This window comes from Sphingomonas sp. SP1 (assembly GCF_058313395.1).
In genome coordinates this window covers 1,915,920-1,930,017 of the sequence record NZ_JBZFLC010000001.1, presented here as the reverse complement: position 1 = coordinate 1,930,017, position 14,098 = coordinate 1,915,920, and the positions used below count along the sequence as shown (strand labels likewise).

The window sequence follows — 14,098 nt, the reverse complement described above, 5'->3', positions numbered from 1 at the left end:
CCTCGTTCCTTCCAACGTTCAGAGTTTGCGCAAGAACGGATTCAACCCGCTCTGCATTGCGAAGTCGCGCCGCGTTGCAAGGAACTCGTCGACCGCCGTCCGAGCGCCGCCGTAATCGTGATAGTCATCCAAAATGATCAAACCGCCGGGCGACATGAGATCGGCCACGGCCTTCAGGCAATATGTCACCGGATCATACCAATCGCAGTCGATGTGGACGAGCGCCGCAGAGGTCACCGTGGCAAGCGGCCAGCTGTCCTCAAAGAGGCCCTTGTGGAGGGCCACCGTCTTTCCATCGAGCGGAACCCCGAACCGCTCAAAAGCGGCCGACACCTCGCCAAACAAATCGTCCTTATAGCCATAATATTCGTCGCCGCGGATGCCCCGCGATGCCCCGGACGTGATCGTCTCATAACGCCGCCGCGACTTGTCATCGTCCTTGGTCGACGTAGGCGGCGGAATGGTCGCGAACACGTCGAAGCCGTGAAAGCGCCGGCCGAAATCGCGGGCGTGTCGGGCAAGCAAGATCGAGGACCCGCCGAGCGCCACTCCGAATTCGATGAAATCTCCAACCACCTTACGGTCTTCCACTTGCCGCATGGCCTTTTCCATACGCCGGAGCTTCAGCGGATTAAGGTAGGTGAGCCGTTGCTGACGGACCTGCCGAGCGAGCGGCGACAAGCCTACCTCGAGCACCCCGGCAATCAATTGAACTGCTTTCTGCATCATATCCCCCCGGGACGACCTTCGAACGATCGCCTGATCAACCAGTCACTCTGATAGCCGCTGCCGAAGATCGAACACCATTCGCTCCCACGCTTCCGTCAGGCGCGGTCCAGCCACCTCGATTCTCCGCCAGAAGGCGGAGCTGTTGGTCGCTAGTCCCCGGACCTGTTCCGCTACCATCGCCGGATCAAAGCTTCGCGCATCGTGCACATACTCGCCAAGACCAAGGTCCTGGTAAGCGCCCCACCCCTTGCGTTCGTACGCCAGATGGATGGCCGGCCTGCCTTCCAGCAGCGCGCCTAAAGCTCCATGCAGGCGAACCGATACCACCGGGCCACCCGGTTCGGCGAGCAGAGACCCTAGTGGGCCGGCGTCGGCATAGCCCTGCCGGAGGTAAAAGGCGCGGTCGCTACGCGGACCAGCCGTGTCGGCCTGGTAAGCCCACCTGGCGCCGGGCAGCGCATCCGCGAGCGCGCGCAACCGACGGTGATAGTCCCCACGATTGGGAAGGTCGCGCCCCACCAGCACGGGCGGTTCCGACAGATGTTGAGGCCTGATGGTGCCGAGTTCGCGGCCGAGTTTCATCACGGCCAGATCCGGACATCTGCACTGGTTGCGCAGCTCAAGCTCCTGCGCGGACACATCATCGCGCAGCCAGACTCGATCCATTCGGGCCAGCGCCTTGCGCGTCCAATGGCCGACGATTCCGTTCAAGGGACCGATGCTCTGCGGAAGATACACGGTCGGCCCGGGATGCCGTGCGGCCGCGTGCAGTTGCGTAAGGTGGTTTGCGAACACTCCGCCTTTACGGACCACCCCGTCGGCCACCAGATAGCCGCCGCCGACCGCGACCACGGCGTCGGCCTCAGCAAGTTCGTTGCGTAATCGCCCCTTGCCGGCAAAGCTCAACAATGTCTCGATTCCCGCGCTGACCAGCTTCGCGCTCGGGCGAGCGGCCGGCTCACCGGGTGCGCGCCGAACGTTGGGCATGTCGGGAAAGCTGTCCGGATCGAGGGCCAGCAGCATGCATTCTTCGCTGCGGACGCCGGCCTCGCGCAACGCCTCGTACGTCAGGTCGACCAGCAGCCCGTCGCCCGAATTCGCGCGGCTGAAGGCATGGATGATGGCGACGCGGTATCTAGCCAAGATCGGTGCCGTTGTTCTTCGGTGCAGTGCCGGTCAGGACATAGCCGAACGCCATCAGGAGGTTCATGCCGAAGCCGACCAGGCGGCTGAGGGCGGCGGCAAGAAAGGCGGCCGCGGGAGCAACGCCGGCCGGTTGCGCGATGAGCGCTGACAACGCTTCGCTGACGCCTAGCCCGGCCGGAATCAGGCTGGCCGCGCTGCCCAGGATGACCGCAAAGCCGAACGACATGGTATCGACCCACGGCATCAGGACGCCGATGACCGCGAAGGCCAGCACGAAGCGCCAGGCTACCAGCAGCACGCCGGCGATCCGAAGCAACAGGGCGGCGGACGCGATCAGCCCTCCGAACCGGACGCCAAGCCAGATGCACAGGCCAAGTGAAGCGGCGCCGCCGCCAAGGGCCAGCAGATGGGCCGGCAAGCCGACCTCGCGCAGCGCTATCCCGGCACCGGTCGCACCGCAGGCGATCCACAGCAAGGAGAAGGCAATGACCAGTTCGGCGCTCGTACCCGTGGAACTGCCCGCCCGCATGAGCGCCGCGCCCCTGACGATGGCGCCGCCGGGTATCGGCAGGATTTCTGCCAACTGGGCGAAGACACTGACCTTGATGCCTTGGGCGAAACCCATCGGCACCCGCGCGGCGCGGCCCATCAGCATCATGTTGAGGGCGCTGTAGGCAACCGACAGCGGAACCACGATCGCTGAGATCACCAGCAAGGGCAACAGGTGGAGGTCGGACCATCGAAGGTCCAGCCTGGCAAACGAAAAAACGCAACCGGCGATGACCGCCAGCAGCGCGATCAGCAGCAGCGGCCGCTGCCACCGGCTACGAAAGGCGCGCGTCCGGACCGCCAGAGCCAGCAGCCGGTTGCCATGAGCCTCAGTCTCGACAGGGCCTGTCCTCGACGCGATCATGACGCTTTCTCTGGAGTGCCTGGAAGGCCCGGTAAAGATCATGGTTAAGCACGGTTGAACTTAACGCGCGGTAAAACGCGATTACGATCGAGCGGTTTGCCGGCGCATCGGCAGCTACAGCAATCGCATCTGGGCGCCGTCGGGCGGGCGGAAGAGGTCTCGGCGGAGGACGGTCTTGCTCGTTCCCAGGCCATAGCGCTTCACCGCTTTGTCGAACCGCGTCTTCAACAGGTCCGCCCAAGGGCCGCTGCCCCGCATTCGAGTGAAGTAATCCGGATCGTTGTCACGGCCGCCGCGCATGCTTTGGATGGTGGCCATCACCTTGGCGGCGCGTTCGGGATAATGCTCGTCGAGCCAGGCCCGGAACAGCGGAGCGACTTCGTGCGGCAAACGGACCGGCAGGAAGAAGCCGGCCCGCGCCCCGGCGTTGGCGCCGGCCTCCACAATCGTCTCGAGTTCGTGATCAGTGATCTGCGGCACGATCGGTGCGACGGCGAGAAGGGTGGGAACGCCTGCCTCATTGAGCTGGCGAATTGCTTCCAATCGCTTTCGGCCCGCGGGGGCCCGCGGTTCGAGTGTTCGGCTGATGCCAGGATCCAGAGATGTCACCGATAGCGCAACCGCTGCCAACCCTTCGTGCGCGGCAGGGGCGATGAGGTCGAGATCGCGCAGCACGCGATTGCTTTTGGTAGTGATGGTGAAGGGATGTTTGGTCTCTACCAGGACTTCCAGCACCGACCGGGTGATCTGCCAGTGTTCCTCGATCGGCTGATAGGGATCGGTATTGGTTCCAAGCGCGATCGGGGCGCAATCATAGCCCGGGCGCGACAGCGCGGCGTGAAGCAGCTTGGCCGCATCGGGCTTGGCGAACAGCCGGCTTTCAAAATCCACCCCCGGCGACAGGTCATGATAGGCATGGGTCGGGCGTGCAAAGCAATAGATGCAGCCATGCTCGCACCCGCGATACGGGTTGACCGAGCGATCGAAGCCGATGTCCGGCGACGTGTTGCGGGTCAGGATGGACTTGGGTTTCTCAATCGTGACTACCGTCCGGCGGACGGATCGCCCATCGAGCGCATCGACCTGGTCCAGCCAGTCGCCCTCGACCAGCTTCTCCTGGAGGTTGAAGCGGGTCGGGCTATTGTTGCGGGTAGCTCCGCGTCCTGATGTCGACTCGACAGGCACCTGGCGCTTTTACGCGTAACCCAAGAACATAACAAGAACGGCAAGCTGGGCTGCGGTCGTTGAAGCGGTTGCGGACGGCCTGCCGCCTCATCTCCGCGCAGGGACCGCCGGCCACTTGTGCTGCGCCATTTGGGTGAGGGTCGGCGTCTGCGCACCGTTCATGCCCTGGTACACCCACATGTTCCGAAGAACGATCGGCACATAAAACCGCGTTTCCCAGTAGGGTACGCTTTCGATCCACAGCAGCGGATCCCCACGGTCGTTGATGTTCCACCGTCCGACCGGAAGAGGGCCGGCGTTGTAGCTGGCGATGACCTTGGGCAGATGCCCCTGAGTGTATTGATTGGTTCGCATCAGCTCGATCCAGCGCTGGCCGAATTCCATGTTGGTTGCAGGATCACGCAGGTCGCCGACCGGAACGCCCCCATTGCGCGCCAGCAGGTTCATGGTGCTTGGCAACACCTGCATCAGCCCGACCGCGCCCGCCGGGCTCACCGCTTCCGCCCGAAAATTCGATTCTTGCAGCGCATGGGCAAGACCCAAAGCGGGGTCGATCCGCCAACCTTGGCGAGGACCCCAGCTCGGCTTGGGGTAACGGGCGGCCGCCGGCAACTGAACCCCCCGCTGCCCGAAGTGAGCGAGGTAATGTTGCGTCGCGGACAGCTCGAGCCTCGCCGCCAACTGAATGAGCGCCAGATGGTCCGCCGCGTTTCCAACCCGGGCCTGGTGGCGAAGATACTGGCCGGCAAGGTCGCGCTCGCCGATCCGGAAGAGCTCCAACGCCCGCTGGACGTTCGGCAATTGCTCGACCCGCGCTGTGGACGAAGCCGGCAACGGAGCGATCCGCGTATCCATGCCCAGCGTCCGGCGGGCAAGCATGCCGTAGAATGTCTCGGGCAGGCTGGCCGCATTGCGGAGAAGTCCGTTGACCGCTTCCGGGCGGCGGCAGGCCATTTCCGCCCGGGCCGCCCAGTACCAGCCAGCAGCCCGGGTCGATTGGTCGTACACGCCTTGCGCCGTCTGTTTGAAGGCGGGGGCCGCCGCACGGCAATCATTCTGCCGCCACGAGGCCATTCCCACGACCCATGCCAGGTGCGACGCCCATTCTCCCGTCGCGCCCACACGCGCATATTCTGCGACCCGCCGCGCGTTGGCATCGTCACCCCGCACGTAATAGATCCACGCGACCCGATATGCCGCCTCCAGCCGAGCATCCGGTGTCAGCAGCAACGGCAGCCGCTCCAGCATCAGCAGTTCCGCCGCGGCAGCATCGTCGGCCTTGATGGAGGCGTCCATGTCGGTCCGCAGCCGATCGGCTTCCGGGTCGCCCGTCACCGGTCGCGGGCGACCGCGGCGGGGAGAGGCAGCCAGCGGAACCAATGGATAACGCGGCGTGATCCGGATCGGGGAAAGCTGACCGCGACTTTGCGCCAGACGGGCCAGCTGATCCGCTTCAGGGATCTCGGGGGCCTCGTTCAGCAGCCCGAGAATGGCATCGAGGCCAACCGCCGGCGATCCTTTGGCCGTATAAAGTTCGGCCTGTGCGACCGCCCTCAGTGGGGACGCCGGCAGCGCTGCGATCCCTGCCTGGGCGCTTGCCCATTGACCAGCCCGAATGGCGTCGAATACGCCGCGCCAGTCGCGCGGAACCCGGACCACGGCGGTCGGCTGAGGCGGTTGGGCGGGTGGCTGGGACGTGGTTTCCACCGGCTCGCTGTCCGATACCGGCGCAAGCGGATCGACCGGTTGGGATTGAGCAACAAGAGCGGCAACCAAGCCAACGTAAACGCTCATGAAACCTCTTCACTCATCAACAGCAACAGATCGCGCCAGGCATGCGCCTTGTCGGCCGGCCGGTCGAGCAGCTTGCGCGGATGAAATGTCGCCACCGCGGGAACCTGCCCAATGCGGTGGATCCGGCCGCGTGCCTGAACCAAAGATTGACCAAGCATCGCCCGGGTGGTGCCGTCGCCTAGCAGCAACAGGCGCTTGGGCGCGACCAGTTCGATGTGCTCACGCATAGTGTCGGCGCAGCGCCGAAGGTCCTCGAGCGCGAGCCGCGCACCAAGGGCCGGAAAGCAAGCGAGCGAGGCAACATAGGCCTCGTCGGGCCTGAGGCCGATGGCGGCCAGCATCCGCACCGTAAGCTCCCATGCCTGCGCACCGATTGGACGGCCTTCCTCGGCATGCTCCCGGTCCGGCAGATCGCTGACCAGCATGATCGGCGCCTGGGCTGGCCCGTGGGGCAGGGCGCGGTTGGTGCCGGCTTTGAAGAGCGGCAGGTCGACCGTTTCGCGCAGCCAAGCATGAAATGCCTCGAGCGTGGCCGCTTTTTCCCGGTCAATCGGTGCAGATGGCGCAGGGTCGTGGTGCACCGAAGCGGGCGGCGCGGATGTCTTCAGCCAGTTCCGCGGGTCGTCGGCGACGGATACGTCGACACCCGCGTCGACCCACCAGCCGAGCAGGCTGGCGACCTCCGCCGGGTTCAACTGCCGTTCGTCCCCTCCCATATCCGCTCTTCATACCCGCTGCTGCCATTGACGCCAGAGGCGATGGGAGGGCAGGGACTTTGCACACATCTGAATAAGGCCGAGCGAGAAGTATGAGCGACCGGGAGTCGATGGAATATGATGTCGTGGTCGTCGGTGCCGGCCCGGCCGGACTGTCTGCAGCAATCCGGCTCAAACAATTGGCGAACGAAGCCGGCCGCGACCTGTCGGTTTGCATCCTGGAAAAGGGGTCCGAGGTCGGCGCGCACATCCTGTCGGGGGCGGTGATCGATCCCAAGGGCCTCGACGAGTTGCTGCCCGACTGGCGCGAGGACAGCAGCTGCCTCCTGAACCGAGTACCGGTGACGTCGAACCAGCACTGGGTGCTTACGAAGAACAGGCATTTTAACTTTCCGCACCTGATGATGCCCAGTTTCATGGACAACAAGGGCACGTTCACCGGCAGCCTCGGCAACCTGTGCCGCTGGCTGGCCGGCAAGGCCGAGGAGCTTGGGGTCGAGATCTTTCCCGGCTTCCCGGCAGCCGAAGTGCTCTACCATGCGGATGGCTCGGTGAAGGGCGTCGCCACGGGCGATATGGGTATCGCCCGCGATGGATCGCACCGGGCCGACTACCAGCCGGGAATGGAAATCCATGCCCGCTACACCTTCTTCGCCGAAGGCGCGCGCGGCAGCCTGACAAAGCAACTGAAAAAGCAGTTCGACCTGGAGAAGGACTGCCAGCCGCAAGTCTACGGCATCGGCATCAAGGAACTATGGGATATCGATCCGAAGAAGCATCAGCCCGGGACCGTGATCCATACCCAGGGCTGGCCGCTGGACGATGCCTGGGGCGGCGGCTGGATCTACCACCAGGACAACAACCAGCTGTCGATCGGCTTCGTGGTCGCGCTCTCGTACAAGAACCCTCATCTGTCTCCCTTCAGCGAGATGCAGCGCTGGAAGCATCACCCGGCGATCGCTTCACTGCTCGAAGGCGGACGACGCGTGTCGTACGGCGCACGGGCGATCAACGAGGGCGGCTATCAGTCGATTCCTCGGCTTGCCTTCCCTGGCGGCGCGCTGATCGGCTGCTCGGCCGGCTTCGTGAACGTGCCGCGTATCAAGGGCACGCACACCGCGATGAAAAGCGGCATGCTGGCCGCGGAAGCCGCATTCGAGGCGGTCGCGGCCGATCGCAAGGGCGACGTACTGGAGGGATATGAACCGTCCGTCCGCAACGGCTGGATCGGCGAGGAGCTTCGCAAGGTGAAAAATGTCGAGCCGGCGGTCGCCAAGCTCGGCTCGACCATCGGCACGCTGGTTGCCGGGACCGACATGTGGATGCGGCAGCTGGGGATCGGGTTGCCTTTCACGATGAAGCACCATGCGGACCACACGACCCTGTGGCGCCGGGATATTGCCCCGCCGATTGACTACCCGAAACCCGACGGCGTCATCAGCTTCGACAAGCTGTCCTCGGTGTTCATCTCGAACACCAATCATGAGGAGGATCAGCCAAGTCACCTGACACTTAAGGATCCGACCATCCCGACCCGGGTGAACCTCCCCGAATATGACGGGCCGGAGCAGCGCTATTGCCCGGCCGGCGTGTACGAATATGTCGAGGAGAATGGCGCGCCCCGACTGCAGATCAACGCGCAGAACTGCGTCCACTGCAAGACCTGCGACATCAAGGACCCGTGCCAGAACATCAACTGGGTGACTCCGGAGGGCGGCGGTGGGCCAAACTACCCCAACATGTAGCCTGGTCCTTGCTGCCGGCGCGGCAGTATTCGCCGCCATGCCGGCGGATGCCTCGACCCGATTGCAGGCGGGTCCGAGCAGCGCGACCACGTTTGTTGGCGCGCGGGCGGCGGAACTTACCGGCGATGCCCGGCGCGCAGCGTTATTGTACGCGACCCTGTCGCAAGCCTACCCCGCCAACGCGCTGATTGCCAACCGCGCCATCAGTCAGGCGATTGCGGCCGGCAATATCGGACTGGCCCTGCGGCTGTCCGCCAGCCGTCCCGTTCCGACGCTGTTGGTGGATGCGCGCCTGCTGCTGGCGGCGGATCGGCTTGCAAGGCGCGAGGGTGGAAAAGCGCTCGAATTCCTTCGCTCTGACTCCGACAGCGGCACGCTCTCCTTCATGGCCCCGCTGGTCCAGGCTTGGCTGCTGGCGGAACGTCGCGACGCCCGCGCGCTGGACGTTTTGGCGCAGATTCCCGCAGGCAGCATGGTCGCCCCCTATGCGGAAGATCACCGAGGTCTTATCCTGCTCCGCTTGGGCCGGACCGCGGAAGCCATGCCGCTGCTCCAAAAGGCGCTTGCCCGCGCCGGCGGGCGCCAGGCCCGCTTGAAGATCGCGTTCGCCGACGGTCTCATGCGGGTGGGAGACCGCAGTGCGGCCTTGGCCATGGTTGCCGGCAAGGAACCCGCGCTCAGCCAGGCCCGCCTCCTTATCGAGCAAAATCGGCGCCCCGGCGGTGGTATCGAGAGCGCGGCGGCGGCATATGCCGAGCTGCTGAGTGGCATCGCCATCGACCTTAGCCGGTCGGACTCGCGCGCCCTGCCCGTCGCGATGGTGCAGGTCGCGCGGGTCGCCGACCCGTCCCACCCGACCTTGCCGCTGCTGCTGGGCTTGCTGTTGGGCGAAGGCGAACGGCAGGACGATGCGGTCTCCGTGCTTCGGGCCGTGCCGGAAACCAGCCTGTTCGCCGACTCCGCGCGTGAAGCCGAGATCCGGGTACTGACGAGGGCCGGCCGGCTCGACGAGGCGCTGGCGCGTGCGCAGGCATTCGCCGCGTCGTCACAAGCGTCTGCGGGGGACTGGGCGCGGCTGGGCGACTTGCTTGACGAAATGGACCGCTTTGGTCCGGCCGCCGACGCCTTTGCCCGTGCTATCTCCTTGGTTGATGCGGGACGACCGGGACCCGAGGCGTGGCAGCTTCACCTCCTTCGCGGGGCGATGCTGGAGCGGGCGGACCGCTGGGACGACGCCAAGACTGCGTTGGCGAAGGCCCGCGCGCTGGCCCCGGACAACGCCCTGGTGCTGAACTTCTTAGGCTATGCTCAACTGGAACGGGGCGAAAACCTCGATACCGCCGAAGCCCTCATCGGCGAGGCGAGCCGACGCGCGCCGGACGACGCTTCGATCACCGATTCCCTCGGTTGGGCGCAGTTCAAGCGAGGCCGGGTCGAGCAAGCGATCGAAACGCTTCAGCGCGCCGCCGCCAGCGATCCCAGCCAGGCCGAAATCCACGAACACCTCGGCGACGCGCTGTACACCGCCGGCCGCAAGTTCGAGGCGCGCCACGCCTGGAACGCGGCGTTGATCACTGCCGAGGACGACGCCAAGCGCCGGGTCGAGGCCAAGATCAAGGGCGGGCTCCAGCCGGCCAACGCCGCGCCTTGAGCGGATCCCACACACGGCACGCAATCGAAATCGCGCCGGCCAAGCTCAACCTGGCGCTTCATGTGCGCGGCCGTTTGCCAGACGGACGGCATGCGCTGGAAACGATCTTCGCCTTCTGCGTCGACGGCGACCGGCTGGAAGGCTGGTGGGCACCCGAGGGCGAAGGCATGTCACTTGAGGTCGGGGGTCCGTTTGCCGAGGACTTGGGTGACGGGACCAATCTGGTCGAGCGCGCCTGGGAGGTCATGCAGGCGCGGGCCGGCGGTGGCGGGCATACGATTTTCCGCCTCACCAAGAATCTGCCGGTCGCATCGGGGATCGGCGGGGGATCGGCCGACGCGGCCGCGGCGTTGCGCCTGATGACCACCTTGTGGAGGATCGATCCCGACAATGCTTCCGCCGTCGCGCCGTCGCTCGGATCCGACGTGCCTGTCTGCCTGCTCAGCATGACTGCGCGTGGCACGGATGCCGGCGACCGGCTGGAGTTTGTCGACGCGGGTGTGTCGGGATCGCCGGTGCTGCTGGTGAATCCCCGCCTGCCACTTTCGACGCGGGCGGTGTTTGCCGGTTGGGATGGGACCGACCGTGGGCCACTTGGTGACTGGCGAGACGGCCGCAACGACCTGCAGGACCCGGCGGTCGCGCAAGTGCCCGAAATCGCCGAGGTGCTCGATTGGCTGAGGGGCTGTGCCGATGTCGGCCTCGTGCGGATGTCGGGCTCCGGCGCGACCTGCTTTGCGCTGTTCGACAATGAAAGAGCGCGAGACCAGGCCGCCGCCTGCTGCCCGTCACGTTGGTGGCACCTCGCGACCAGCCTGCGCTAGGGGGTCGCGATGCGTCCCATCCTGACTGCTGCGCAAATGCGTCGTGCCGAAGAGGAAGCAATCGCTGGCGGCACCAGTGTCGAAACGTTGATGGAGCGCGCAGGGGCCAGCCTTGCGGAAGCCGCCTTGCGTTACGCCGGTCCGCTCGACGCCCTCATGTTATGCGGTCCGGGCAATAATGGCGGAGATGGCTATGTTGCAGCGCGCCACCTTCGTCGGATGGGCTCCTCGGTTCGTGTCGCAGCGTTCGGCGAGCCCGCGAGCGTCGCCTGTCGCTGGGCCCGGGGTGAGTGGGACGGTCCGGTGGAACGGCTGGACGAGGTCGCTTCAGCGCCGCTGCTTGTCGATTGTCTGTTCGGTACCGGTCTCAAGCGTGGGCTGGAAGCCACGGTATCGACAAGACTTTGTGAGCTCGTGGACGCCGCACGTGTCGCGGTGGCCTGCGATCTTCCCAGCGGGGCCGACAGTGATACTGGCGCTCTTCTGTCGCCCGTTCCCGGCTTCGATCTGACGGTAACCTTCGGCGCCTTGAAGCCATCGCATCGCCTGATGCCTTCGTTGCCACTCATGGGGCGGCTGATCCTTGCCGACATCGGGGTCGAGGCCGAGGCGAACTGGAACGAAATCGGCCGCCCCGACCTCCCGCCGCTCGATCCTGCCGGGCACAAGTACAGTCGCGGGCTGGTGCTTGCACTGGCCGGTGAGATGCCGGGAGCAATTGCGCTGTCGGCTACGGCGGCGGCCCGCAGCGGAGCAGGTTATATTCGGGTCAGCAGTTCCACGGCGATCGCGGGCCTGCCACTGTCGGTCGTCCGGACCGATCGCGCGGCCCTGAACGATCAGCGGATCGGTTGCCTGCTGGTGGGGCCCGGCCTCGGAAATTTGCCGCAATTGCTCACCCTGGCGCTGACCAGTAGCGCGCCCAAGGTTCTGGACGCTGACGCCATCGGTCACGTCGGCGAACCGGAGCGCCTTCGCGGTCAGGACGCGATCATTACTCCTCACGAAGGCGAATTTGCCAAGCTCTTCGGCAAACCGCCCGGGAGCAAGCCGGACCGCGCCCTGGAGGCTGCGCGTCGTTCGGGCGCGGTGGTCGTCTACAAGGGGCCGGACACGCTGGTCGCCGCACCCGATGGACGCCTGGGCTTCGCGCCACCCGCGCCCGCATGGTTGGCGAGCGCTGGCACCGGCGACGTTCTTGCCGGGATCATTGCCGCGCTCCGCGCGCGCGGCATGCCGGCGTTCGAAGCGGCGTGCGCCGGTGTGTGGCTGCATGGCCGCGCCGCCGAAGCGGCTGGACCGTCCATGATAGCCGACGATCTGCTCGACGCGCTTCCGGTTGTCCGATGAGCGAACCGATCGTTCGCATTGCCGCCCGCGGCGACGGGGTCACTGCGACCGGCCGCCACGCGCCACTCGCCGCGCCGGGCGATCTGCTGCTCGAGGACGGCAGCGTGACGCGCGGGCCGCACTACCAGCAAGCGCCGTGCCGCCATTTCCCGGAGTGCGGCGGCTGCCAACTTCAGCATCTGGATGATGCGGCATACCGGCAATATCTGGTCGACCGGGTGAGGGGTGCGCTGGATCAGCATGGTCTGACGACCGATGTGCGGGATCCCCATCTGTCGCCTCCGCGCAGCCGCCGCCGCGCTACCCTGCGCGCACTTCGGGTCGGGAAGGGAGTTGCCCTCGGCTTCAACGAGGAACGATCGCACCGCATCGTGGACATGCGCGAATGCCACGTGCTGCGGCCTGAGCTGTTCGCGCTGGTGGCTCCGCTGCGGACGTTGCTGACCGTGCTGCTCGCGCCCCGGCGACCGGGCGAGGTCCGGATGACCCTATGCGATCAAGGTGTCGACGTCGGGCTAAGTGGCATCACGGTGGACGGCCTCGAAGCCACGGAGGCGTTGACGGCGTTTGCCGAACGGTATCGGCTCGCCCGGCTGAGCGTCGACGAAGGGTTCGGCGCGGAGGTCCGCTACGAACCGCGGCCTGCGACCATCTCCCTGTCCGGGACCGCCGTACCGCTGCCTCCCGGCGCCTTCCTCCAAGCGACGGCTGACGGCGAGCAAGCGTTGCTCGGCGGGGTTGGGGAAGCGGTTGGCGGCGCGGAAAGGACCGTTGACCTGTTCGCAGGGCTGGGCACCTTCGCTCTTGGACTGACGGGTGATGTCGTCGCGGCTGAAGCAGCGCGCGACGCCGTGCTGTCGCTGAAGCGCGCGCGACCGAACCTGACGGTCGAACATCGCGACCTTTATCGGCGGCCGTTCAACAGCGCGGAGTTGGCCCGGTTCGATGCCGTAGTGCTGGATCCGCCCCGCTCGGGCGCGGCCGAGCAGATTCAGGAGATCGCTACCTCGTCCGTGGGGCGGGTCGCCTACGTCAGCTGCAATCCCGCCACCTTCGCACGCGATGCGCGAGTTCTAGCCGACGGCGGGTACAGCCTAGAATGGGTCCGGCCGGTTGGCCAGTTCCGCTGGTCGACCCACATCGAATTGGTATCGGCCCTCGTCCGCTAGTGCCACAGCCGGACGGCGGCATGGATGGTGAGCGCGAGAAGGCACAGGGTCGACAGTGCGAACCACAGCCCGCGTGACTTGCCCAGGATCTGCGCAATGCTGTGGAAAACGCGTAGCGCGACATAGGCCCAGGCCAGCCAGAGGTTCATGTCGAATCGATCGCCCATTGCCACCAGCGCCAGCACGATCGCGTAAAAGACCGTCGGCTGTTCCACCAGATGCTCGTAGTTGCGGCGCGGATAGGCGTGTGCGTCTGGCAGGCGCCCCTCGAAATCGCGGCCTCGCGGGTTGGGTGGCAGGCCCTCCAGCTTGCCAGCTCGCCGGGCGCCGCTGACGATCCGGAATACGGACAGGAACAGCATGGCGATGGTCCAGCCGACCAGCGCGATCAGCGGCCCGAGAAGCGGATTGTGATCCATGTCAGATCCTCGCGTTCAGGATGAAGGCGAGCGCATGCACCGTGAGGCCGAGCAGGCAGAAGCTGGACAGCAAGAACAGCCCGAAACGCACTGCCACGACGTTCACCGTCGCCTGCCAGATCGAATGCAGGATGCGGAAGATGACATAGCCCCAGGCCAGTGCCCATGTGATCGGCATGCTGGCGCCCATCAGGATCAGGCAGACGACGAGCGCATAGAAAATCGTCGGCTGCTCCATGAGGTGCTGGTAATTGTGCGCCTTCCAGCTGACCTCGTCCGGCAGCACGCCTTCAAGATTCTGGCCGCGCCCGCCGCGCTGGCCTTTCAGCGGAATTCCGTGCCTTCTCATGGCACCGAAGCGCGTGGCCGCCATCCAGAACATGACGAATAACGTCCAGGCGACCAGAACGACCACCGGGACGATCAGTGGATCGATCCCCATTCGACTTCCCCCCAC

The 14,098-nt window shown here is 65.7% G+C and carries 13 protein-coding genes; 5 read left to right on the top strand and 8 right to left on the bottom strand.

Features of this window, described 5'->3' with window-relative positions; translation table 11 throughout:
- Nucleotides 1-18: 18 nt before the first annotated feature.
- The 6 genes from AC4GYS_RS09760 to AC4GYS_RS09735 form a co-directional block, all read right to left on the bottom strand.
- Nucleotides 19-729: a TylF/MycF/NovP-related O-methyltransferase gene (locus tag AC4GYS_RS09760; protein ID WP_491108888.1), complete on the bottom strand. Its 711-nt coding sequence runs from the start codon at nt 727-729 to the stop codon at nt 19-21.
- Between the two features lie 42 nt (nt 730-771).
- Nucleotides 772-1,872 carry a polysaccharide pyruvyl transferase family protein gene (locus AC4GYS_RS09755; RefSeq protein WP_491108887.1) on the bottom strand — a complete coding sequence of 367 codons (1,101 nt, stop codon included), beginning with the start codon at nt 1,870-1,872 and terminating at the stop codon, nt 772-774.
- Nucleotides 1,865-2,788: a hypothetical protein gene (locus tag AC4GYS_RS09750; RefSeq protein WP_491108886.1), complete on the bottom strand. Its 924-nt coding sequence runs from the start codon at nt 2,786-2,788 to the stop codon at nt 1,865-1,867. The genes AC4GYS_RS09755 and AC4GYS_RS09750 overlap by 8 nt, the downstream gene beginning before the upstream one ends.
- A gap of 114 nt (nt 2,789-2,902) precedes the next feature.
- The gene (locus AC4GYS_RS09745; protein ID WP_491108885.1) at nt 2,903-3,973 is read right to left on the bottom strand and encodes a PA0069 family radical SAM protein; all 1,071 of its coding nucleotides are present in this window, start codon (nt 3,971-3,973) and stop codon (nt 2,903-2,905) included.
- Between the two features lie 87 nt (nt 3,974-4,060).
- Nucleotides 4,061-5,767: a lytic transglycosylase domain-containing protein gene (locus AC4GYS_RS09740; protein ID WP_491108884.1), complete on the bottom strand. Its 1,707-nt coding sequence runs from the start codon at nt 5,765-5,767 to the stop codon at nt 4,061-4,063.
- On the bottom strand, nt 5,764-6,483 hold the full coding sequence (locus AC4GYS_RS09735; protein ID WP_491108883.1) for a uracil-DNA glycosylase: 720 nt from the start codon (nt 6,481-6,483) through the stop codon (nt 5,764-5,766). Before AC4GYS_RS09735 ends, AC4GYS_RS09740 begins: the two co-directional genes overlap by 4 nt.
- Before the next feature lie 92 nt (nt 6,484-6,575).
- Here AC4GYS_RS09735 and AC4GYS_RS09730 point away from each other — a divergent pair, with 92 nt between their 5' ends.
- From AC4GYS_RS09730 to AC4GYS_RS09710, 5 genes are read left to right on the top strand one after another with little or no spacing between them, the layout of a single operon-like run.
- Nucleotides 6,576-8,228, top strand: a complete 1,653-nt coding sequence (locus AC4GYS_RS09730; RefSeq protein WP_491108882.1) for an electron transfer flavoprotein-ubiquinone oxidoreductase — start codon at nt 6,576-6,578, stop codon at nt 8,226-8,228.
- Between the two features lie 37 nt (nt 8,229-8,265).
- Nucleotides 8,266-9,879, top strand: coding sequence for a tetratricopeptide repeat protein (locus AC4GYS_RS09725; protein ID WP_491108881.1), 1,614 nt, complete (start codon nt 8,266-8,268; stop codon nt 9,877-9,879).
- Complete coding sequence (locus tag AC4GYS_RS09720) at nt 9,876-10,703, top strand: 4-(cytidine 5'-diphospho)-2-C-methyl-D-erythritol kinase (RefSeq protein WP_491108880.1); 828 nt, start codon at nt 9,876-9,878, stop codon at nt 10,701-10,703. The genes AC4GYS_RS09725 and AC4GYS_RS09720 overlap by 4 nt, the downstream gene beginning before the upstream one ends.
- A 9-nt stretch (nt 10,704-10,712) precedes the next feature.
- Complete coding sequence (locus AC4GYS_RS09715) at nt 10,713-12,053, top strand: NAD(P)H-hydrate dehydratase (protein WP_491108879.1); 1,341 nt, start codon at nt 10,713-10,715, stop codon at nt 12,051-12,053.
- A complete protein-coding gene (locus AC4GYS_RS09710) occupies nt 12,050-13,222 on the top strand; it encodes a class I SAM-dependent RNA methyltransferase (protein WP_491108878.1) in 1,173 nt (390 codons plus the stop codon). Before AC4GYS_RS09715 ends, AC4GYS_RS09710 begins: the two co-directional genes overlap by 4 nt.
- Here the strand turns inward: AC4GYS_RS09710 and AC4GYS_RS09705 are convergent.
- Together AC4GYS_RS09705 and AC4GYS_RS09700 are read right to left on the bottom strand one after the other, a co-directional pair.
- Nucleotides 13,219-13,641, bottom strand: a complete 423-nt coding sequence (locus AC4GYS_RS09705; protein ID WP_491108877.1) for an MAPEG family protein — start codon at nt 13,639-13,641, stop codon at nt 13,219-13,221. The genes AC4GYS_RS09710 and AC4GYS_RS09705 overlap by 4 nt on opposite strands.
- A gap of 1 nt (nt 13,642) precedes the next feature.
- Nucleotides 13,643-14,083, bottom strand: a complete 441-nt coding sequence (locus tag AC4GYS_RS09700) for an MAPEG family protein (protein ID WP_491108876.1) — start codon at nt 14,081-14,083, stop codon at nt 13,643-13,645.
- Nucleotides 14,084-14,098: the final 15 nt, after the last annotated feature.